This window comes from Actimicrobium sp. GrIS 1.19 (genome assembly GCF_035984655.1).
Classification (GTDB): domain Bacteria; phylum Pseudomonadota; class Gammaproteobacteria; order Burkholderiales; family Burkholderiaceae_D; genus Actimicrobium.
On record NZ_JAXCHT010000007.1, the window covers coordinates 1 to 21,196 of the forward strand.

Here is a 21,196-nt window from a genome sequence, read left to right on the forward strand (position 1 = left end):
GGCCCGCTTGTTACGCATTGCTACGGTCATTGTTTCTCCTTGATGGCGGCAGTCTCCTGCCAAATGACCGTTTACACAAAATTATTTACACCCTCGATCAACTGAGAGTGGCCGTGACCAACGCCGGCTACGGCATCGATGCGGCGACTCCCGCCCTCAGTACGCCAGTCAAAGGCGGGTGTTGCGGCTGCTAAGTGGTGCTGTTCCGAACCAACCAGCATGCACGCGTCAGGGCACCGGCCAACGATGCACCCTGCACGCCGACACAGCGCTACTTCAACGCCCCCGACAGCGCCCTTGGCGACCGACGCGCGCCACACTTGCCCACTGCCTGCCGACGCCGTGCGGGACGCCCCGAACAGTTGTCCGAAGTGCAGGATGACGCTGCGGCCGGTTGCGGGCGCTGGGGCAAACCAGTCAGGCAATCCCGCCCGAAAATAATGCGGCATGGCGCACAGACCCTCGACGCACCATCCTCCACGCTGCACTGGCAGGAAAAATCCCAGCCACATCATCCGCAAACCGGACTCCCACAACGAAAGAAAAACACCATGCCTAAGCAAGCTGACACCCCCCGCAACGGTCGTATCGTGCGTAACCTTACGTGCGCAATTGCCATCGCGCTATCGCTGTCCGTGTTGCCGTTTAGTGCCGGGGCACAGTCATCACCCGCGGTCCCGGCCAAGATGGGCATGGACAAGGACGCGAGCACTGATGCGCCGATGAAAATGCATCAATCTATGGGCGATATGCAAGCGAAAACATCCGCCATGAAAATGACCGGCGATGCCGATACCGATTTTGCCATGATGATGGTGGCCCACCACCAGGGTGCAATCGATATTGCGCAAGCGGAAATCGATGGCGGCAAGGATCCCGCGATGATCGGCATGGCTAAAAAAATCATCACCGCGCAAAAGAAGGAAATTGCGCAGTTCGAGGCTTGGCTGAAAAAGCATCCGCACGCAATGAAATAATATCCAAAGATCGGGCTGTTTTCTGCCCGACAAACCGCTCGGTTTCACCCAGCGCGACGCCTGCCTACATGGGCGTCCCTTTGCATCTCCGGCGGCGCCGAACCGGCGGCATTACGGCGTCCGACCATTTTCCCGCACTTGCAGCGATAATCAGGACCACCGCCCCGCCACCTGAAAATCATCCCATGACCGCTGCGCTCCACCGCCTTCTGCTCGCCGCCCTGCTGGTCTGCACCGCTCCAGTCAACGCCGCCGACCCGTCCAAAACGCTGCACGTGCTGATCCCCAACGGTGAAGCCGGCATCGATCCGGCCACCGCGTTCGAAGCCAACACCAGTGCGCTAATCGAAACCGTGTTCGACAGCCTGCTGCAGTATCAATACCTGGCGCGACCGCTCAAGCTGCAGCCGAATCTGACCACCGCAATGCCGGACATCAGCGCCGACGGCCTGACCGTCACGGTGCATCTGCAGCCCGGCATTCTGTTCAATCCCGACCCGGCCTTCAAGGGCAAGCCGCGCGAATTGGTCGCCGCCGATGTCGTCTACAGCTTCAAGCGGTTGTACGATCCGACGCTGCGCTCGCCGTGGCTGTTTCTGCTGGACGGCAAGCTGGTTGGCGACGCCGCACTGAAGAAAAAATTCAACGTCGACACCCCGATCGCCGGTTTGCAGGCGCCCGACCGCTACACGCTGGTGCTGCGCCTGAACCAGCCGGACAAGAACCTGCCCTTCGTGCTGGCGATGCCGGCGCTGTCGATGGTCGCGCGCGAAGTGATCGAGGCGTATCCGCATGACGCCGGCAGCCATCCGGTCGGCACCGGTCCGTTCCGCATCGCGTCCTGGCAACGCAGCAACCAGATCGTGCTGGAAGCCAGCCCGAGCTTTCGGCGCGTGGTGTTCGATGAAAGCCCGGGTGCGGATCCGGCCAGCCGTACCATCGCCGCCGCGCTCAAGGGAAAGACCCTGCCGCTGATCGGCCGTATCGACATCAAGGTGATCGAGGAGCACCAGACCCAGATGCTGGGCCTGCTGAACGGCGACTTCGATTATGTGCAGGACTCCCCGCCGCAGCTGAGCGACATGATCCTCGCCGACGGCAAGCTCAAGCCGGCATTGCAGGATGCGGGTGCGACGCTGACGCTGTTTCCGCTGCTGCAGATCAACTACATGTGGATGAACATGCAGGACCCGGTCATCGGCGGCTACACCCCCGAAAAAATCGCACTGCGCCGGGCCATCGATTTCGGCTACGACCGTGCCGAGGACATCCGCCTGCTCGACAAGGGACTGGCGCTGCCGGCGCAATCGCCGGTGCCGCCGAACGTGCTGGGCTACGATGCGGCGCTGCGCACCAATGCCCGTTATGACCCGGCCATGGCGCGCGCGCTGCTGGATCGCTTTGGCTACAAGGATCGCGATGGCGACGGCTTTCGCGAACTGCCGGATGGTTCGCCATTGACGCTGACGATGCATTCGACCGCCAATACCAAGGGCCGGCTGCGCGATGAACTCTGGCATCGCAGCCTGACCGCGATCGGCCTCCGGGTCGTGTTCAAGAGTGACAAGTATTCCGAAATCATCAAGGCCTCGCGCCTCGGCCAGGTGCAGATGTACGAGTTTGGCTGGGTCGCCGATTACCCCGACGGCGAGAATTTTCTGCAGTTGTTGTACGGCCCGAATATCGGCGTGAGCAACGATGCGCGCTTCGATCTGCCGGCCTATAACCGCTTGTTCGAGCAGGCCCGGAAGCTGCCCGATTCGCCCGAACGCACCCGACTGTATGACGACATGGCGCAACTGGTGGCCGGTTATGCGCCATGGGTCTTGCGCACCAATCCGCTCTCGGTCGATGTGCGCCATCGCTGGGTGCGCAATTACCTGCGCCACCCGGTGACGCTGACCACATGGCGCTATCTCGACCTGGACGGCGCGCCGCGCGCCAACGCGCAATGAAACTGCTGCGACTGGCGCTGGCGGCCGTGCTGGCGATGTCGCTGGCGCCGTGCGTTGGCGCCGATATGGCGAAGACCCTGCACGTCGTGCTGCAGGAAGGCGAAACCGTGCTCGACCCGGCGCAGGCCTCCGACAGCAGCACACTGGGCCTGATCGAAAACATCTTCGATGCGCCACTGCGCTATGACTATCTGGCGCGCCCACTAAAACTGCAAGCCAACCTGACCACCGCGCTGCCGACCCTCAGCGCCGACCGCCGCACCTACACGCTGACCCTGCGCAGCGGCGTCCGCTTCACGCCCGATGCGGCGTTCGGCGGCAAGCCGCGCGAGCTGGTGGCCGAGGATCTGGTCTACAGCATCAAGCGCCATTACGATCCGGCGCTGAAGTCGCCGTGGCTGTTCCTGTTGCACGGCAAGCTGGTCGGCGATGCGCAACTGAACGCCGGCAAGTTCGATATCGACCGGCCGATTGCCGGCGTCCGCGCGCTCGACCGCCGCACGGTGCAGATCGTATTGAATCAACCGGACAACAACTTTCTGTACATTCTGGCGATGCCGGCGCTGTCGGTGGTGGCGCGCGAAGCCATCGAAGCGCATCCGGCGCTGCCGGTCGGCACCGGTCCTTATGTGCTCCGGCAATGGCAACGCAACAGCCGCTTGCTGCTGGAAGCCAACCCGGATTTCCGGCCCACCGTATTCGACGGCAGCACCGGCGCCGATCCGGCCATCGCCGCCGCGCTGCGGGGGCGTTCGCTGCCGCTGATTGGCCGAATCGACATTCGCGTGATCGAGGAGCAGCAGGCCTGCGTGCTCGGCTTCTTGAATCGCGACATCGATTATCTGGAACCGGTACCGGCGCCGCTGGCCAATCTGGTGCTCGATGGCGAGCGCCTGAAACCGGCGCTGGCGCAGCGCGGCATCAAGATGGATCTGTTCCCGATGATGATGATGGAATACCTCTGGATGAACATGGAGGACCCGGTCATCGGCGGCACCACGCTGCCGCATATCGCGTTACGGCGCGCCATCGGACTGGCGTATTCGCGCGCCGACGATATCCGCGTCCTGTCGCAGGGCCTGGCGCTGCCGGCATACTCGCCACTGCCGCCGAATGTGTTCGGTTACGATCCGGCGTTGCGCAGCGGTGCGGAATTCAACCCGGCCCTGGCGCGCGCATTGCTTGACCGGTTTGGCTACGTGGATCGCGATGGCGACGGTTGGCGCGAACAGCCCGACGGCAGCGCGCTGACGCTGACGATGCACTCGCTGGCCTCGACCACGGGCCGTCTGCGCGACGAATTCTGGGGTCGCAGCCTGCGCGAGATCGGCATCCGGGTGGTCTTCAGCAGTGGCAAACTGACCGATCTGCTCAAGGCGGCACGGCTGGGCCAGGTGCAAATGCTGGAAGCGGAATGGATTGCGGATTATCCGGATGGCGAGAATTTCTGGCAGCTGCTGTATGGCCCCAACAGTGGCACGGCCAACCGGGCGCGCTTTCGGCTGCCGGCGTTCGACGCGCTGTACGAAGAGGCGCAACGGCTGCCAGACTCACCGCAGCGCAATGCCCTCTATGCGCAGATGAACCAGCTGCTGCAGGGCTACGCGCCGTGGGTGTTGCGCACACACCGGATCTCGATCAACGTGCAGCAACCCTGGTTGCGCAATTACAAACGGCACCCGGTGATGACGACCGCATGGCGCTACCTGGACCTCGACACCGGCCATTGACAAAGCAACAGGCAAAAAAATGCCCGCTACAGGAGCGGGCAAAATCCATATCAAAAAGAGGAGACATGGAGGAGACAAACCCACTGTAGTGGTTGCCGCCAATCAACGCCACTTTTTGTTTCACATATCAGTTATATCGAAAACGCATAACTGCCCGAAGGTCTGTTGCAACCCGCCCCGCAACGGCTATGATGATTGCAGGCGGCGCCGCTTGCCGGATGGCGGCCGTCAGCTGTTTGCCCTGGAAAGGAGCTGCCATGTCACACCCAACGGCATACCTGTCGGGCGCCCTTGCCGCGCTGTTGTTGGCCGGAATTGCGCATGCCGACGTCAATGTCACCTACATCAAGCCCGAACAAATTGCCGATGCGCGTCTGAATGATCGCGAACGCGTGCTCAAGGACATCCGCGACCACTTCATCAGCCTCGGTACGCGCCTGCCGCCCGGCCAGACGCTCAATGTCGACATTACCGACCTGAACGTCGCCGGCCATTTCGTGACCTCGCGCCGCAATCCCACCACGGTGCGGGTCCTTAACGGCAGGGCCGACTGGCCGACCATGCAGTTGCGCTATCGCCTCGAAGCCAACGGTCAGGTTGTGAGCAGCGGCGAGGATGCGCTGTCGAACATGGATTACCTGCATCGCTACAACGCCTACCGCCCCAGCGACAACCTGCGCTACGAAAAGCAGATGATCGATGAGTGGTTTGCCAGGCGTTTCGGAACCACGACCAGCACCGCCGGGCAACCTGCGCCGGGCAACGCCCAGTGATGCTTCAGCCCGGCACGCGTTGCGGGTTGACGGCGGCGGGCCGCCACTGACTGACGATCATCCCGGAAATCAATAGCGCAGCGCCGAGCAGGCCGCGCCAGGCCATGGTTTCGCCCAGCCAGAAATACGCCGCGATGGCAGCGCAGGCCGGCTCGAAGGCATAAATGACAGCGGCCTCGTTGGCGCTGCTCTGGCGTTGCCCCCAGGTTTGCAGGGCGATGATGGCGGCGGTCGCGATCAGCCCCAGGTACAGAAAATTCCACTTGTGCGCCTGCAACGCCGTCTGCATCGCCACCCAGTCGGGCGTTTGTCGCGGCAGTTCCCACAACAGCAACCAGAGCGCGGCACACAACGCCACTGCAATGATCTGCACCGTGGTCAGCACCATCAGGCTGCTGACCCGCCGGGTCATGACTTCCAGCAGCTTCACGTACAGCCCGAAAAAGAATGCGCCGATCAGCGCCAGCGTATCGCCTTCGCCCCACGCGCCGCCATCCCAGCACAACGCAAACAGGCCGAGGATCGCCAGCGCAATCGCAAACACGATGCGCCGCTCCGGCGCCTTGCCGGCGGCCAGTCCGAGCAGCGGTACCAGCAGCACGTTCAGGCCGGTGACGAAGGCGTTGCGGTTGGAACTGGTCAGCGCCAGCCCCTTCAGTTGCAGCATGTAGCAGATGAACAGGATCGCACCGAGCGCCGCGCCAAGCGCGCAGTCGCGCCACTGCGCGCGCAGCAGGAACGGTGACAGCAGCAACCCGGCCATGGTGAAGCGGATCACGATGATCCACTCGGCCGAAAAGTGCGGCGTCAGGTCTTTCATGGCCGGAAACGTGGTGCCCCACGCCAGTGTGACGATCAGCAGGGCAGCAATTCCGTAAAAGCGTGAGGGCATGACGAAGTCGGTGAATGCGAAAAGTCGCCAGTATGCACTGCGGCTGCGTTGCGACCGGCAAACGGACCGCCCTTTGCCGGTTTTTTATTTCAGCCTGTCGTTGCCGGTCGAACCGGTGCCTCGATCTCGCTGCGGTTTACGCGGCACCCTGATTCCGGCTTGCTGCCGTCATCCTGAAAATCCCCTGCGCATTGCCGGCGTCGAAACCGAGGTCAAGCATCGGCACGGCAGCATCGTCGACCATGTCGCGCGCGATGAATTCGTAGAAGCTGCCCGGCACTTCGTGCTCGATCAGGCCGCCGTCGGCATCGATAAACTGGCGCAGCACGTTGTCCGCCCGGAATGCGGTCTGGCGAATGCGGCCGTTGCCGGAGACTTCGATGGTCGGTTTCATCGGCCGGCCCAGCGCCTTCTGCTGGCGCGCCACCTGCGCCACATCGGCGACGCGGTCGGTGACATGGTTGAAGGTATTGCCCTCGGTGGCGATCCACGCCATCTCGGCCGATTCCGTCAGCAGCATGGCGTAATCGGACCAGTGCGGCGTACTGTGCTGGCGCGCAAAGCAGCCGCGCAATTGCACCAGCAGCGTGATCGCATCGGTCACCGGCAGCCAGCTGTCGCGTGCCAGCTGATCCAGCAAGGCCTGGCCGCGCGGCGACAGCGGATCGCGCGAGTCGCCAATCACGCGCGTGACGGCCGCCTGAAACTGCGGTGAAAACTGCTCGGGATGGAGTTCGCTGACAAAGAACTGCGGGATCTGGTCCGGACAATCCTGTTGCACATACGAGCGCCCGGTCATGCCGATGCGGTCGAGCGGAAAGATGCCATTGAGTCGGTAGCCGAGCGGTTCGAGCAATCGGGTGAAGGCGGTCTCGCCCGATGGCAACGCGCCGTTGTGCTGCCAGCGCACGGTGCGCAGCGCACCGTGATCGTGAAACACCCGGCCGCCCCGCGCGGCGACGTCTTCGGTATAGCTGCGCCCGGTCGGGACGCGTTCCAGCAGGTCATGAAACAGCACCATGTTGAGCGCCTGCGCAAGCTCCTTGCGCGAGGCCCGGCCACATTCCCACACCGCAAACACCGCCGGTATGGTCATCAGCCGGTTGACCCGGGTGGCGGCGTCGACGCCGATGATCTTCTCGACCAGACTGGCCAGATTGCTGTTGTTGGCTTCCATGAAACGATCCTGTGCAATGCAGCAGCGACGCCGCGTCAATTCACGCCGCCCGCGCCCGGTGACGACTTCTCCGATGGCGAGCGGGGTCATGAACATGGGTCAGAGCTCGAAGCTGATGCCCTGCGCCAGCGGCAGGGAACTGCTGTAGTTGACGGTGTTGGTGGCGCGGCGCATGTAGCCTTTCCATGCATCCGAACCGGATTCGCGACCGCCGCCGGTTTCCTTTTCGCCACCGAACGCGCCGCCGATTTCGGCGCCACTCGGGCCGATGTTGACGTTGGCGATGCCGCAGTCGCTGCCGACCACGCTGACAAAGGTTTCGGCTTCGCGCAGGTCGGTGGTGAAGATCGACGAGGACAAGCCCTGCGGCACCGCATTGTTCAGGGCAATCGCCTCGGCCAGCGTCTGATAGCGCACCACGTACAGGATCGGCGCGAAGGTTTCATGGTGCATGATCGCGCTTTGCAGCGGCATCTCGACCAGGGCCGGACGGACGTAATAGCCCTCCGCGCAATCGGCCACCGCGACCCGTTCGCCGCCATGCACCACACCCTGTTGATCGCGCGCGGCAGTGAGCGATGCCTGCATCGCATCGAAGGCCTGCTGATCGATCAACGGACCGACCAGCGTGGCCGGGTCGGCCGGATTGCCAATCGGCAGGGAGGCATAGCTTTTCTTCAGGCGCGGCAGCAGGGTGTCGTACACGCTGTCGTGCACGAACAGGCGACGCAAGGTGGTGCAACGCTGCCCGGCGGTGCCGACGGCGCTGAACACGATGCCGCGCAGGGCCATGTCGAGATCGGCGCTCGGTGCGACGATCATGGCGTTGTTGCCGCCCAGTTCGAGGATGGTGCGCGCCAGCCGTTGCGCGCAACGCTCGGCGACGGCGCGTCCCATGCGGGTGCTGCCGGTGGCGCTGACCACCGGCACGCGCCGGTCATCGACCAGCACGGCGCCGCAGCGATGATCGCCGATCACCAGTTGCGCCAGTCCGTCCGGTGCATCGGCGCCGAAGCGGGCCACGGCGCGCAGGAACAGGCTGTGCGTGGCGAGTGCCGTCAACGGCGTTTTTTCGGATGGCTTCCAGACCACGCTGTTGCCGCACACCAGTGCCAGCGCGGCATTCCAGGCCCACACCGCGACCGGAAAATTGAAGGCTGAAATCACGCCGACCACACCGACCGGATGCCAGGCTTCCATCATCCGGTGGCCGGGCCGCTCCGAGGCAATGGTCAGGCCGTACAGCTGGCGCGACAGGCCGACGGCGAAGTCGCAGATGTCGATCATCTCCTGCACCTCGCCCAAGCCTTCCTGCAGAATCTTGCCGGCTTCGGCGGTGACCACCTTGCCGAGCGCCTGCTTGTGCGTGCGCAGCTCGTCGCCGAACAGGCGGATCAATTCGCCACGGCGCGGCGCCGGCACATTGCGCCAGTGCGTGAAGGCCGTGTGCGCGGCATCAATTTTTTCGGTGACGTCGGCCGGCGTGTCGACCCGCAGCATGGCATGCACGGCGCCGTTGATCGGGGTGCGGCAAGCCAGCGCGTCGCCATGCACGGCGGCCAGGTCCACGCCCAGTTCAGCCAGCAAATGTGATATCGATTCCATCCGGTTCTCCTTATGCTGCGTGATTGGGTTCGTACCACTGGCCAAAGCGGTTGGCCAGGAAGTCGCTCAGGCTGGCTTGTTCCTGCCGCACCAGCCCGTGCTGCGGCAGCTTACCCTGAACCACCAGATCGACCATCGCGCAGATGCCCGACGCGGTGGTCAGCTGGATCGCCGACAACAATTGTCCGTTCACTTTCTGGCTGTAGATTTTCTTGGCATAGGTCTGCTGTTCCAGCCGCCCCTCGCGCATGCCGACCACGCTCACGAACACCAGCACCACATCCTGCTTGGTAATCGGGATCGACGCCTCCATCACTTCCTTGAGGATGTGGCGGCGGTCCGGCTGGCCCAGCTGCAGGTCGCGCACCAGCATCTTGATGATGTCGCGGTGGCCCGGATAGCGCACCGTCTTGTAGTTCAGGTTCTGCACCTTGCCTGCCAGGCTTTCGCACAGCGTGCCGAGGCCGCCGGAGGTGTTGAAGGCTTCGTAGTCGATGCCGTCCAGCGAAAAGCTTTCCATCTCTTCCAGCGGCGAGGTTTCGCGCAAGTGCCCGTCAACGATCGCCTCGCACGGATTGCAGTACTCGTTGATCAGGCCGTCGGTGCTCCAGGTCAGGTTGTATTTGAGCGCGTTGCTGGGATAGGTTGGCAGCGCACCAACGCGCATGTTGACGTCGCGCAGCGAATCAAAGCGCTTGGCGACATCGTTGGCGACGATCGAGATGAAGCCCGGCGCCAGTCCGCATTGCGGCACGAAGGCGCTGTCGGCGCCCTGCGCCAGTTGCTTGACGATGCGGGTGCTCTCGACATCTTCGGTCAGGTCAAAATAATGCGAGCCGGCCGACTTGGCCGCGGCGGCGATGATCGGGGTCAGGAAATACGGGCAGGCCGACAGCGTCACGTCATGGCCGCGAATCAGGTTCGCCACCGTTGCGGCATCGGTCAGGTCGGCCTCGATGGTGGTCACGTTCGGAAAACCGGCCTGCTTGACATACGCCATGCGGGCCGGATCGCGGTCGGCCACGGTCAATGTGTAGTCGCCGCTGTACGACAGCAAATTGAGGATCGCATCGCCGATTTTGCCGGCGCCGAGCAGGATGAGTTTGGTGGTCATGAAGGCTTTCGCAGAGGTGAACACGGCGCGCAAGGTCGCACCGGCTGGCAAAAGTGTAGGGCCAGATGTTGTCAGAAAATAGCCGCAAAATTGCCGTCATATCGGTATAAACTGCGACACATCGACGTTCCCATCCTGCAGATTGACCACATGAGCGCAAATCTCGACGCCATCGACAATAAAATCCTCGCGCTGCTGCTGGACGACGCGCGCATGCCGACCTCGGTCATCGCGCGCCATGTCGCGATCGCCCGCACCACCGCGATCGCCCGCATCACTGCACTGGAGAAGCGCGGCATCATCGCCGGTTATGGCGTACGCCTGAACCAGGCGCTGTACCAGCCGGCAGTGCGTGCTTACGTCGGCATCTCGCTCGATCCGCGCAGCGCGGCCGGTTTCGTGCGCACGCTGCAAAAGATGCCGGAGGTCGAAACCCTGTGCGCCGTCAGCGGCACCGTCGATTACATGCTCACGCTGCGCTGCAGTTCGACGGCGGAACTGGACCGGCTGCTCGACCAGATCGGCGCGGCCGACGGCGTCCGGCAAACCGCCACATCGATTATTCTGACCAAACGCATTGACCGCAGTCCTATCTGAGAGACCACCATGGACTTTATCGCCGAATCCAAAAAAAACCACATCTGGCGCAAAACCGTCTGGCACACCGACCCCGATGAACATCCGCTGACCCCGGCCCATTCCGCCGAGGTGTACTGCTGCGAGGAAGTCAACGGCTATGCCGTCTGGTATGTCCGCAAGCTCGGCAAGAACGACGGCCACGGCCTCGATGGCGTCGACAACGGCGATTACCTGTTGCGCTTTTTCGCCAAGGACCGGCGCGACGAGGCACTGGAATGGGCGGTGCTGTCGGCCAACCACGACGGCGGTGTCGATGACACCATCAAGGCGCTCGATCTGCTGGTGCCGGCGGGCCAGAAGGTGTAAGCAACGCCGCAGCGCGCATGCCTGCCGGCATGCCAGCGAACAACCAACCATCCGTCAATGCATCACGGCCATTGCTATTGCCTGATGAGGGGGCCAAGCTCGGCCACGCGATTGCATTCAGGCACCCAGGATTCGTCTGCCAGTGCGGCCGCGTGTGGAAAGGCATCCCATGCAAGACTGCAATTTGCAATGCCGCCGGCGACGCGCATGACGCGCTCTTTTTCAAGTCGGCTTGCGCTGGTGTTTGGCGCATTGTTTCTGATCGCCATCGTGATCCTGTTCTGCCTCTGGCATTTCGGCCTGCCGGCCCTGAAGCTGGCGGGTGCCGACGACCGGAGGCTGGCGCAGGCGGTGCACATCCTCGAAATCAAGGCCGACCTGCAGCGCCGCTGGGCCGTGCGCAATCTTGAAGAGCGCCGCGGCGACCTGCTGATGATTGCCGAAGGCGGCCTGCCGGCGCTCGCCGCAGACAGCAAGGTCGCCGGGGCGGAACCCATGCAGTCGGCGCTGACCCGGACCTTCGACCAGTTGCAACACGCCTATGTCGATCGCTACAGCGCGTTGCTGCTGGTTGATCCGCTGCAAGGACGCATTCTCGCCAGCAGCGCGGCAACGCTGGCCGGCAGCCGATATCCGCACTCCGGGCTGGTGCAACGGGCGGCGCAGCCGGGTGTAGTCGATCTGGTCGAGCAGGCCACCGATGCCGACGGCCAGCCCGCCGTCATCATCGCCCGCGCGATGCGCCGCGGCGGCGACAGGGTCGTCGGCGTCCTGATTGCAGTTGTCAATCTGAATACGTTCCTGGCGCCGGCCATGCAAGGCGAGCCTGCCACTGCCGGCGCCATCAACCTGGTCACGAGCCAGTACCTGCACGCCTTTGACGGCACCTTGATGGAGCGCGGCGACGATGGACATGCCGTCATCAGCGTGTATCGCTACCTGCCGCTCAATGCAACCCAGGGCTGGTCGCTGGTCTCCACCACCCGCAAGGACGATGCCCTGGCCGGTTTGCGCGGCAGCATGGGCACCCTGCTCATTGCAGGACTGGTGCTGACTGCGGTGGGGCTGGTGCTGATCAAGCTGATCGCGCAACGCCTGACCGCGCCGCTGCAAACGCTGTCAGCCAGCGCGCGACTGCTCGGCGGCGGCGATCTGACGGTGCGGATGCGCCGGCACGACGCAGTCCAGTGCAGCGAGATCAGTACCTTGTCCGAGGCCTTCAACGCCATGGCGGAGAACATCCAGCGCGCCAGCAACACACTGCAGTCGCGCGTCATCGAACGCACCGCGGCGCTGGCCACCGAACGCGACCGCGCCCAGGATTATCTGGATATCGCGGCGATCATGCTGATGGCGCTCGACAACCGGGGTTGCATCGAGATGATCAACCGGCGCGGCGCCCAATTGCTGGGGCAATCCGAACAAGCGCTGCGCGGCCTGAACTGGTTCGACCACTTCGTGCCGCCCGCCGACCAGTGCAGCGAACGCGTGCTGTTCGAAGATCAGATCAGCGCCGGATCACCGGCCAGCATGGATCGCGAGTGCCGCGTCATCGGTCCTGCCGGCACCGAGTTCATCATGATCTGGAGCAGCAATGTCCTGCGCGACGAGCATGGCATCGTCACCACGGTGCTGGTTTCTGCCAAGGACATCACGGCGACCAAGCGCACGGAAATGGAATTGCGCATTGCCGCCACGGCCTTCGCGTCGCAGGACGGCATGTTCGTCTCCGATGCCAGCAATGCGATCCTGCGCGTGAACCAGGCCTTTACCGACATCACCGGCTACAGCGAGTCGGAGGTAATCCATCGCAACCCCGGCATGCTCGGTTCGGGCCGGCACGACAGTACCTTTTTTGAAGCAATGTGGGCCAGCATCAACCTGACCGACTCCTGGCGCGGTGAAATCTGGAATTGCCGCAAGAATGGCGAAGCCTATCCGCAGTGGCTCAACATCTCGGCGGTCAAGGATGCCGGCATCACCACCCACTACGTCGGCATCTTCTCGGACATCACCGCGCGCAAGACTGCCGAAGATGAAATCCGCCACCTCGCCTTCAACGATGCCCTGACCAGCCTGCCGAACCGGCGCATGCTGATGAGCCGGCTGACCCAGGCGCTGCTGGCCAGTCCGTGCCGCCAGCACAACGGTGCGCTGCTGTTTGTCGATCTTGACAACTTCAAGACCCTCAATGACACGCTCGGCCATGACACCGGCGATTTGCTGTTGCGCCAGGTCGCCCTGCGCCTGCGCGCCTGTGTCTGCGACAGCGACACGGTGGCGCGTCTGGGCGGCGACGAATTCGTGGTCATGCTGGAAGGACTGCATGCAGACATGATGACGGCCGCCTTGCAGGCCGAGCAAATTGGCGAAGCGATCCTGGCCAGCCTGAACCAGCCCTATCAACTGGAGGCGCACAGTTGTCACAGCACGCCCAGCATTGGCATCACGATGTTTGGCGATCGGCCCGAAAGCATTGACGAACCCATGAAGCGCGCCGACCTGGCGATGTACCAGGCCAAGGCGGCCGGGCGCAACACACTGCGCTTCTTCGATCCGCAGATGCAGGCGCTGGTCACCGCCAGTGCGGCGCTGGAAACCGACCTGCGCGACGCGCTGAGCCGGAATCAGTTCCTGCTGTACTACCAGGCCCAGGTCAACGAGCAGCACGAGGTGATCGGCGTGGAGGTGCTGGCGCGCTGGCAGCATCCGTGTCGCGGCATGATCTCACCGGTCGAGTTCATTCCAGTGGCCGAGGAAACCGGAATGATCCTGGCGCTGGGACGCTGGGTGCTGGAAGCCGCCTGCACGCAACTGGCGCGCTGGTCGCAACGGCCGGAGATGGCGGCCCTGACGATCGCCGTCAACGTCAGCGCGCGCCAGTTCCGCCAGCCCGATTTCGTCTGGCAGGTGCTGACGGCGCTGGAGCGCAGCGGCGCCAATGCGCAGCGGCTCAAACTTGAATTGACCGAGAGCCTGCTGGTGGCGAATGTGGAAGAGGTGATTCTGAAAATGCGGGCGCTAAAAGAAAAAGGCGTGAGCTTTTCGCTCGACGACTTTGGCACCGGTTATTCATCGCTGTCGTATCTGAAGCGGCTGCCGTTGAATCAACTGAAAATCGATCAGAGCTTCGTACGCGACGTGCTGGTTGACAGCAACGATGCGGCCATCGCAAAAATGGTCATTGCGCTGGCCGACAATCTTGACTTGGAGGTCATTGCCGAAGGCGTCGAAACCGTGCCGCAAATGGAATTTCTGATGCGTCACGGTTGCCGCGCCTTCCAGGGCTTCCTGTTCAGTTGCCCCTTGCCGCTGGAGCAGTTCGAAACGCTGATGGAACGCGTTTGAACTGCGCCGCTGCAACGTGGCTCAGAAGCGGTAGCCGACGCCCACGGCGACCAGCAATGGATCGACCTGCAGGTTGCTGACCTTGACGCCGCCGAGCGTCAGATCGGTGCGCAGCCGCAGTTTCTTGACGTCCAGATTGATCGACCAGTTCTTGTCGATGTTGAAATCAATGCCGGCCTGCAGGGCATAACCGACGCTGCTGTGATCCAGCCCGGCCGTGTCATTGAGCAGATGCACGTTGGTGATGCTGGTGTAGTTGATCCCCACGCCTAGATAGGGATCAAAGCTCTTGGCAGGCATGAAGTGGTACTGCGCCAGCAGGGTTGGCGGCAAGTGCTTGAGGGTGCCGATCTTGTTGCCATCGAGGCGCACATCGTGTTTTTGCGGATAGGTCAGGATCAGCTCGGCGGCAATGTTCGGGGTGAAAAAATACGAGATGTCAAGTTCCGGGAAGGTCTTGCTGTCGACCGTGACGCGATCACGGGCGCCGACGCCGCCAACCGGATCAGACTTCTTGTCCGGGTCGAGGTTGAGGGCGCGCACACGCACCATCCATGGGCTTTGCTGTTGGGCCATGGCGGCGTTGGAGAACATTGCCGAGGCCAGTATTGCGAGCACGACTGCTGTTTTTTTCATCATCACTGCTTTCATTGGTGGTTGTTGTTGGTATTGCAGCCAAGTCTAGTAATCCGGCCCAACAAAAAGATTGATTCACATCAAAACCACAAGAAAGGCAGGGACTTTGCACAACAGTGTGGCGCGCCGGAACATCCGTCAGGGTTGCCAAAGGTGCGCGCGAAAGGTGTTACGCCCGGCGGCCTTGGCCTCGTAAAGCGCGGCGTCGGCAGCACCGATCAGATCGGCGCCGCTGTGTTTCCACGTATTGTCGAAAGCGATTCCGATGCTGGTCGAGATGTCGAGTCGCTCGCCATTGAGCAGCCACGGCTTTCTGATCTGCGTGAGGATTTTTTCGGCCACCAGATCGGCTTCGGCGGCATCGCGCAAGCCCTCCAGCAGAATCACGAATTCGTCGCCGGCCAGGCGCGCCACGGTATCGGTCATGCGCACTGCCTTGATCAGGCGGCCGGCAAATTCCTGCAGCACCAGATCGCCCTTGGCATGGCCGAGCTTGTCATTGACCGCCTTGAAGTGATCGATGTCCGGAAACAGCACCGCGATGGCGCTGCCCAGCCGACGATTGCGCGCCAGTACCAGCTCCAGCGTTTCGTACAGATGGGTGCGGTTGGGCAGGCCGGTCAACGAATCCTGCCGCGCCAGCCGGCGTAGTTCATGCTCGGTGTGCTTGAGCGCCGTAATGTCGTTGCTCAGCGTGTAAATGCCCTTGACCTGCCCGTCGGCGCCAATGTCGGGAATGTAGGTCGATTGCAGGTAGCGCTGCTGGTTATTCATCGTCGAGACCGTGACGAAGTCGACCCGTTCGCCGCTCATCGCACGTTCGAGATGGATGCGCCGATCTTCGTACAGCGCCTCCCCCATCACCTGGTGCATGGTTTTCCCCAGCACTGTCTCGGGTGTGGCGCCGGTCCAGGCGTACATGGAGGCGTTGGCAAACTCGAAGCGTTGCTGGTGGTCGAGATAGGTGATCGAGACGGGTATGTTGTCGGTGATCGTGCGCAGGCGCTTTTCGCCGGCGGCCAGCAGTTGTTCGGCCATGCGGCGCTGGGTGACATCGGTGACCATGGCATAGAAGCCGATCACCGTGCCATCGGCCTCAACATCGGGCACGTACTCGCTTTGCAGGTGCAACTCGAGCCCGCCGCTGACCAGCGCGCGCTCGAACGAGATACGCTGGCCGCTGAGCGCGGCCTCGATGCCGGTGGCCATCAGCGCGTAGGCGTCGTCGCCATACACCTCGCGTACGGTCTTGCCGATCATGGCCTGCGGATCGAAACCGAGCAGCGTGCGGTAATGAATATTGCAGAACTGGTAGCGCGTCTCGATATCGAGATAGCTGATCAATGCCGGAATGCTGTCGGTAATCAGACGCAGGCGGCGCTCATTGGCGGCCAGCGCGGCATCTGCGGCATGGCGCGTCGTGACATCATCGACCGTGCCGACATAGCTGGCCACGACACCGTCGACGCTGACCGGCGCGACCCGCACGCGGATCAACCTGAGGTGGCCATCGGCGTGGTGGAAACGATAGGTGGCGTTGTAGGGCACGTTCGCTTCGGTCAGGCCGGACCAGTTGCGCGCGACTGCGCCAAGCTCGTCCGGATGCAGCGCCATGCGCCAGCCGAAACCGAGTGCCTTGCCATCGAACAAACCGAACATCAACTCGAAGGTGCGGTTCGCGTAGGTGCAGTAGCCGCTCGGATCAAGGTGAAACAGACCCAGCGGCGAGGCGTCGCTGACCGCCTCCAGTTCGGCGTGGCGCAGCTGCATTTCGTGTTGCTGGCGACGCAGCCGGTCGGCCTGCCATTTCAGGGTCAGATGGGTGCGCACGCGGGCGCGCACGACTTTTTCGTGAAAGGGCTTGGTAATGAAATCGACCCCGCCCGCAGCCAGACCGCGCGCCTCTTCCAACGGATCATTCTGGCCGGTGACAAAAATGATCGGGATGTGGCGCGTCAGCGGATCACGCTTGAGTTCTTCGCACACCGCGTAGCCGCCCATGCCCGGCATGACGACATCGAGCAGGATCAGGTCGGGCTGGCGCAACTGGCAAAACAGCAACGCATCGGCGCCACTGGTGGCCATGCAGACTTCATGATCGTTCTTGAACAATGCATGCAGGATCTGGATATTGCCGGGCTGGTCATCCACCAGCAGCAACAGCGATCGAGCGCCGGGGGTCGCGTCGGACGACGCGGTAGTTGAAATCATATAAGTCCATTTCGCAAGTCGCGACTGGCCAGCAGCGCAGATTTGAAATCCAGCTCGGCCATGTGTCTGGCAAGAAGGGTGGTGCGTTCGCCCAATGCGACATGATAGTCGCGTTCGATGTCGGCGAACGCCTTGAGCGCGTCCATGTTGGCCTCTGCCAGCAAGGCATCGAGCCGGTCAAGCAGGGCTGGCAGCGTCATGCCGGATGCGGCGGATTGCTGCATCGGCGTCGCGCTTTGCGCCAGACGGGCGGTGATGGTCGACAGTGCCGGCAGGCCCTGTTCGACCAGGCGCGACAGTTCGTCCATCGCGCTGGCCACACTCAGTGCCGCCGGGTCGGTGCGCAACTGGACTTCCAGCGCCGCCGCGAAGCCAGCGATCCGATGCGCGCCAATGGCGCCGGCCGTGCTTTTCAAGGTGTGCAATTGATCGGCGGCGCGCTCGAACCGGGCGCCCTGCAAGGCGTCGCGCAATTCTGCGGTGCAGGCGTCGATTTCGCTGGAAAACTGCTGTGCCAGCGAAACGAACAGCGCGCCGTCGCCGCCCAGCCGCTCCAGCGCCAGATCGATCTCGATGGGCTCGTCGGTTGCCATGCCGGGCACCTGGCCCGGCGCGGCGGCGCCCGGCGCAGCGGCGCCCGGCTGAACGTGGCGCAACAGCGTCGTCACCAGCATGTTGACGCTGATCGGCTTGCCGATGTGATCGTTCATGCCGGCCGCGCGACAGGCAGCGACGTCGGCCGCCATGACATTGGCGGTCATCGCGATGATGGGCAATTGTTCCGACGACAAATGCTGCCGCAGCGCGCGCGTGGCCGCATAGCCGTCCATTTCGGGCATCTGGATATCCATCAGCACCGCGTCGAACGGCGGCGATGCCGCCAGCGCCATGGCAACCCCATCGGCGCCACCGCCGGCGACTTGCACCAGTGCCCCCTGCCTGGTCAGCAAGTCGCGCGCAACGCGCTGGTTGAGCAGGTTGTCGTCGACCACGAGAATGCGCAGGCCAGTCAGCCGGGACGGCTGTCGCAGGACAGCGTTACGGTCCTGCGGCAGCGCCTTGCCGCCAGCGGCATCGCTCACGGCCTCGCGCAGCATGGCAGCCGTTACCGGCTTGATCAGAAAGCCATTGAGCGCGTTGCGTTCGCTTTGCATGCGTTCGGCCAGCGCATTGCGCCCGTGCGCCGTCACCATCAGCACCAGCGGCACATGGGCGCCCTGCTCCAGCTGCCGAATCCGGCGCGTGACTTCCCAGCCGTCCATGTCCGGCATGCTCCAGTCAACCAGAATCACATCGAATGGCAACGCACCGGTCTGCAGCAGCGCCAGCGCCTCGGCGCCGCTGGCCGCTGCGGCGCCGTCCCAGCCGATGGCGGCGAACATCGCCAGCGTCACATCGCGCGCAGTGCGGTTGTCATCGATGACCAGCGCGCGCAAGACCTTCCCGGGCAGCGCGGGGGCGGGTTCGGCGGCGGCGACATTGGCAAACCGCACCGTGAAGGAAAACCGGCTGCCGACTCCGGGTTCGCTGCTGACCACCAGCTGCCCGCCCATCAGCGTCACCAGTCGCGCGCTAATCGCAAGACCCAGCCCGCTGCCGCCAAAGCGCCGGCTGGTCGAGGCTTCGGCCTGGCTGAAGCTGTCAAAGATGCTGGCCAGCTGGTCGGCCGCGATGCCGATGCCAGTGTCGCTGACGGCGAATTCGATGGTGGTGAAGGCGCGATTGCCGCACACCATCCGCATCGCCATGATGACCTCGCCCTGCTCCGAAAATTTGATCGCATTGCCAGCCAGATTGAGCAGGACCTGCCGCAGGCGCTGGACATCGCCCTGCAGCAGCGCCGGCAATGCCGGATCGATTGAAAACAGCACTTCGACCGCCTTGCCGCCCAGGTTGGCCGACAGGATCACCGACACATCGCGCAGCAGCCGGTCCAGCTCGAACGGCGCCGCTTCCAGTTGCATCTTGTTGGCATCGACCTTGGAGAAGTCGAGGATGTCATTGAGCAGCGCCAGCAGCGATTGCGCGGCCGATTCGGTCTTGACGGCGTAATCGCGCTGCAGCGGATCAAGCGTCGTGTACTGCAGCAGTTGCAACATGCCGAGGATGGCATTCATTGGCGTGCGAATCTCGTGACTCATGTTGGCCAGGAACTGGCCCTTGGCGAGGCTGGCGGCTTCGGCGGCGTCGCGCGCGGCGGCCAGCGACGACAACAGTGCCTTTTCTTCGCGAATATCCTTGGCAATGCCGAGAAAGCCGATGATTTCATGCTGCTCGTCACGCACAGCAGTGACCGTCAGGTTGGCCGGCAAGGTGCTGCCATCCTTGCGCACATAGGTCCATTCGCGCGACTCGGACACGCCATCGAGGGGCAACGCGGTGAACACCTGAAAGCCTTCGACCGGACGGGCCAACTGCGCCGAGAGCGCAATGCCACGGGCCACGACTTCCGGACCATCGTGCAGGATGGCCGGAGTCTGGCGCTGCACCATTTCGTCGGCACGGTAGCCCAGCATGCGTTCGGCCCCGCTGCTGAAGAGTTCGATCAGGCCATCGCGATCGGTGGCGATGATCGAAAAATCGCTGGCCGCGTCAACGATGCCCTGCAACTTTGCCAGCGCCGCGCTCTGCGCCGCCTCGGCCCGCTTGAGCTGGGTAATGTCGCTGATGAAGCCGTAGATGCCGACCACGACGCCATCGACCACGTCGGGCACATACGAAAACAGGGCAAAGCGGCTCGGCCGGTCGGCGAATTCGATGTTGCGCTCGAACAGTGTCGGCTTGCCCGCCAGGGCCTCCAGCAGAAATGGCTCCAGCAACGCAAAGCGTTCCGTGCCGATCACATCGCGGATGTGCTGGCCATGCATCCGGGCCGGAGCGATGCCAAACCAGTCGAGATAGGCGGCGTTGGCAAAACGGTTGTGCAACTGGGCATCCCAATACACCACCACTGCCGGCATGTGATCGATGATGGTCTGCAGTTCGGCTTGCGCATGCGTGAGGGCCTGGGATTGCTGCGCCAGTTTTGCATGCGAGGTTTCCAGTGCCGCCTGGGCCTGGCGCCGTTCGGCATTCTCGGTCTGTACCGTTGCATACGATGCATCGAGCTGGGCGGTCATGCGGTCGAAGGTCGCGCCCAGCACGCCCAGCTCGTTCCTGATGCGCAGGTCGAGGCGGTAGCGCAGGTCGCCGTTCATGACCTGCTCGGTGCCAGCCTGTAGCAGCGCAATCGGGGCCAGTACATGGCGCCGGTTGACCAGCCATGCCGCCGCAATCAGTCCCGCCAGCGCGAGGATACTGAAGATCATGGCCACCACGGCAGTGGCATGCGAGTTATCGAGGTCGATACGGTTCAGGCGAATCAATTCAAACGCATCGTCGGCCATGTCTGCGGTGGTCAGGAACAGCGCACTCACGGTGATGCCGGTGCGTTCCATCGAGCGGGCGTTGCCATCGGGCCCGGCCATCGCCAGGGAATCGGGGCTGACCAAACTCGCATACAGCGTCGTTAGTACAGCCAGATTAGCCTTTTCCTTATCGAGCAATATGTTCTGGCCGGCCTCGCTGTAGCGACCACCGTCGAGCAACGCGCGAAAACTGTCGACCCGCATTTGCCATTGCCGGCTCGACCGCGCTTCGCGATGCAGCGCGGTCTCCACAATCAGAAAGCGGAATTGCGAAATCGCCTTGGCAGTCTGTTCGGCCGTTTTAATTTCTGCGGTCTGTTCGCGCACGGCCCGCGCCGACAGAAACAGGATCGCCAGCACTGCCGCAACCGTGGCGGCGGCCAGCAAGGCCAGCAGATTGCTTTGGCTCTTGAGTGTCATGGGCGC

At 63.1% G+C, this 21,196-nt stretch carries 15 protein-coding genes; 8 read left to right on the forward strand and 7 right to left on the reverse strand.

The genetic code is table 11. The features are described 5' to 3' along the window. From RCH09_RS07040 to RCH09_RS07060, 5 genes are all read left to right on the forward strand, one after another. The coding region (locus tag RCH09_RS07040; RefSeq protein WP_326940349.1) for a hypothetical protein at positions 1–194 on the forward strand (194 nt) is incomplete at its 5' end. Positions 195–551: 357 nt separating this feature from the next. Next, positions 552–977 carry a DUF305 domain-containing protein gene (locus RCH09_RS07045; protein WP_326940350.1) on the forward strand — a complete coding sequence of 142 codons (426 nt, stop codon included), beginning with the start codon at positions 552–554 and terminating at the stop codon, positions 975–977. 185 nt (positions 978–1,162) lie between these two features. Then, complete coding sequence (locus tag RCH09_RS07050) at positions 1,163–2,932, forward strand: ABC transporter substrate-binding protein (protein ID WP_326940351.1); 1,770 nt, start codon at positions 1,163–1,165, stop codon at positions 2,930–2,932. Then, positions 2,929–4,662, forward strand: coding sequence for an ABC transporter substrate-binding protein (locus RCH09_RS07055; protein ID WP_326940352.1), 1,734 nt, complete (start codon positions 2,929–2,931; stop codon positions 4,660–4,662). The genes RCH09_RS07050 and RCH09_RS07055 overlap by 4 nt, the downstream gene beginning before the upstream one ends. 257 nt (positions 4,663–4,919) lie before the next feature. Beyond that, a complete protein-coding gene (locus RCH09_RS07060) occupies positions 4,920–5,435 on the forward strand; it encodes a DUF3016 domain-containing protein (protein WP_326940353.1) in 516 nt (171 codons plus the stop codon). 4 nt (positions 5,436–5,439) lie between these two features. Here RCH09_RS07060 and RCH09_RS07065 read toward each other — a convergent pair whose 3' ends face one another. The 4 genes from RCH09_RS07065 to RCH09_RS07080 all read right to left on the reverse strand — a co-directional run bounded on the left by RCH09_RS07065 (position 5,440) and on the right by RCH09_RS07080 (position 10,223). After that, a complete protein-coding gene (locus RCH09_RS07065; RefSeq protein ID WP_326940354.1) occupies positions 5,440–6,327 on the reverse strand; it encodes a DMT family transporter in 888 nt (295 codons plus the stop codon). Positions 6,328–6,463: 136 nt separating this feature from the next. Then, the gene (locus RCH09_RS07070; protein WP_442785015.1) at positions 6,464–7,504 is read right to left on the reverse strand and encodes a DUF1338 domain-containing protein; all 1,041 of its coding nucleotides are present in this window, start codon (positions 7,502–7,504) and stop codon (positions 6,464–6,466) included. A 99-nt stretch (positions 7,505–7,603) separates the two neighbouring features. Beyond that, the gene (gene amaB, locus RCH09_RS07075; RefSeq protein WP_326940356.1) at positions 7,604–9,109 is read right to left on the reverse strand and encodes an L-piperidine-6-carboxylate dehydrogenase; all 1,506 of its coding nucleotides are present in this window, start codon (positions 9,107–9,109) and stop codon (positions 7,604–7,606) included. Between the two features lie 10 nt (positions 9,110–9,119). After that, positions 9,120–10,223 (reverse strand): saccharopine dehydrogenase family protein, encoded by a 1,104-nt coding sequence (locus RCH09_RS07080; RefSeq protein WP_326940357.1) that lies wholly within the window; start codon positions 10,221–10,223, stop codon positions 9,120–9,122. Positions 10,224–10,373: 150 nt separating this feature from the next. On the opposite strand from RCH09_RS07080, the gene RCH09_RS07085 reads away from it, so the two are divergent. The 3 genes from RCH09_RS07085 to RCH09_RS07095 all read left to right on the forward strand — a co-directional run bounded on the left by RCH09_RS07085 (position 10,374) and on the right by RCH09_RS07095 (position 14,516). Beyond that, a complete protein-coding gene (locus RCH09_RS07085; protein WP_326940358.1) occupies positions 10,374–10,820 on the forward strand; it encodes an Lrp/AsnC family transcriptional regulator in 447 nt (148 codons plus the stop codon). Between the two features lie 9 nt (positions 10,821–10,829). Beyond that, the gene (locus RCH09_RS07090; RefSeq protein ID WP_326940359.1) at positions 10,830–11,168 is read left to right on the forward strand and encodes a hypothetical protein; all 339 of its coding nucleotides are present in this window, start codon (positions 10,830–10,832) and stop codon (positions 11,166–11,168) included. Positions 11,169–11,375: 207 nt separating this feature from the next. Beyond that, positions 11,376–14,516 carry a bifunctional diguanylate cyclase/phosphodiesterase gene (locus RCH09_RS07095; RefSeq protein ID WP_326940360.1) on the forward strand — a complete coding sequence of 1,047 codons (3,141 nt, stop codon included), beginning with the start codon at positions 11,376–11,378 and terminating at the stop codon, positions 14,514–14,516. A 21-nt stretch (positions 14,517–14,537) separates the two neighbouring features. Here the strand turns inward: RCH09_RS07095 and RCH09_RS07100 are convergent, their stop codons facing one another. From RCH09_RS07100 to RCH09_RS07110, 3 genes are all read right to left on the reverse strand, one after another. Beyond that, positions 14,538–15,152: an OmpW/AlkL family protein gene (locus RCH09_RS07100; protein ID WP_326940361.1), complete on the reverse strand. Its 615-nt coding sequence runs from the start codon at positions 15,150–15,152 to the stop codon at positions 14,538–14,540. A gap of 138 nt (positions 15,153–15,290) precedes the next feature. After that, positions 15,291–17,363: a PAS domain-containing protein gene (locus RCH09_RS07105; RefSeq protein ID WP_326940362.1), complete on the reverse strand. Its 2,073-nt coding sequence runs from the start codon at positions 17,361–17,363 to the stop codon at positions 15,291–15,293. Beyond that, entirely contained in the window at positions 17,360–21,190 is a 3,831-nt protein-coding gene (locus RCH09_RS07110; protein WP_326940363.1) for a response regulator, read from the reverse strand. The genes RCH09_RS07105 and RCH09_RS07110 overlap by 4 nt, the downstream gene beginning before the upstream one ends. Positions 21,191–21,196: the final 6 nt, after the last annotated feature.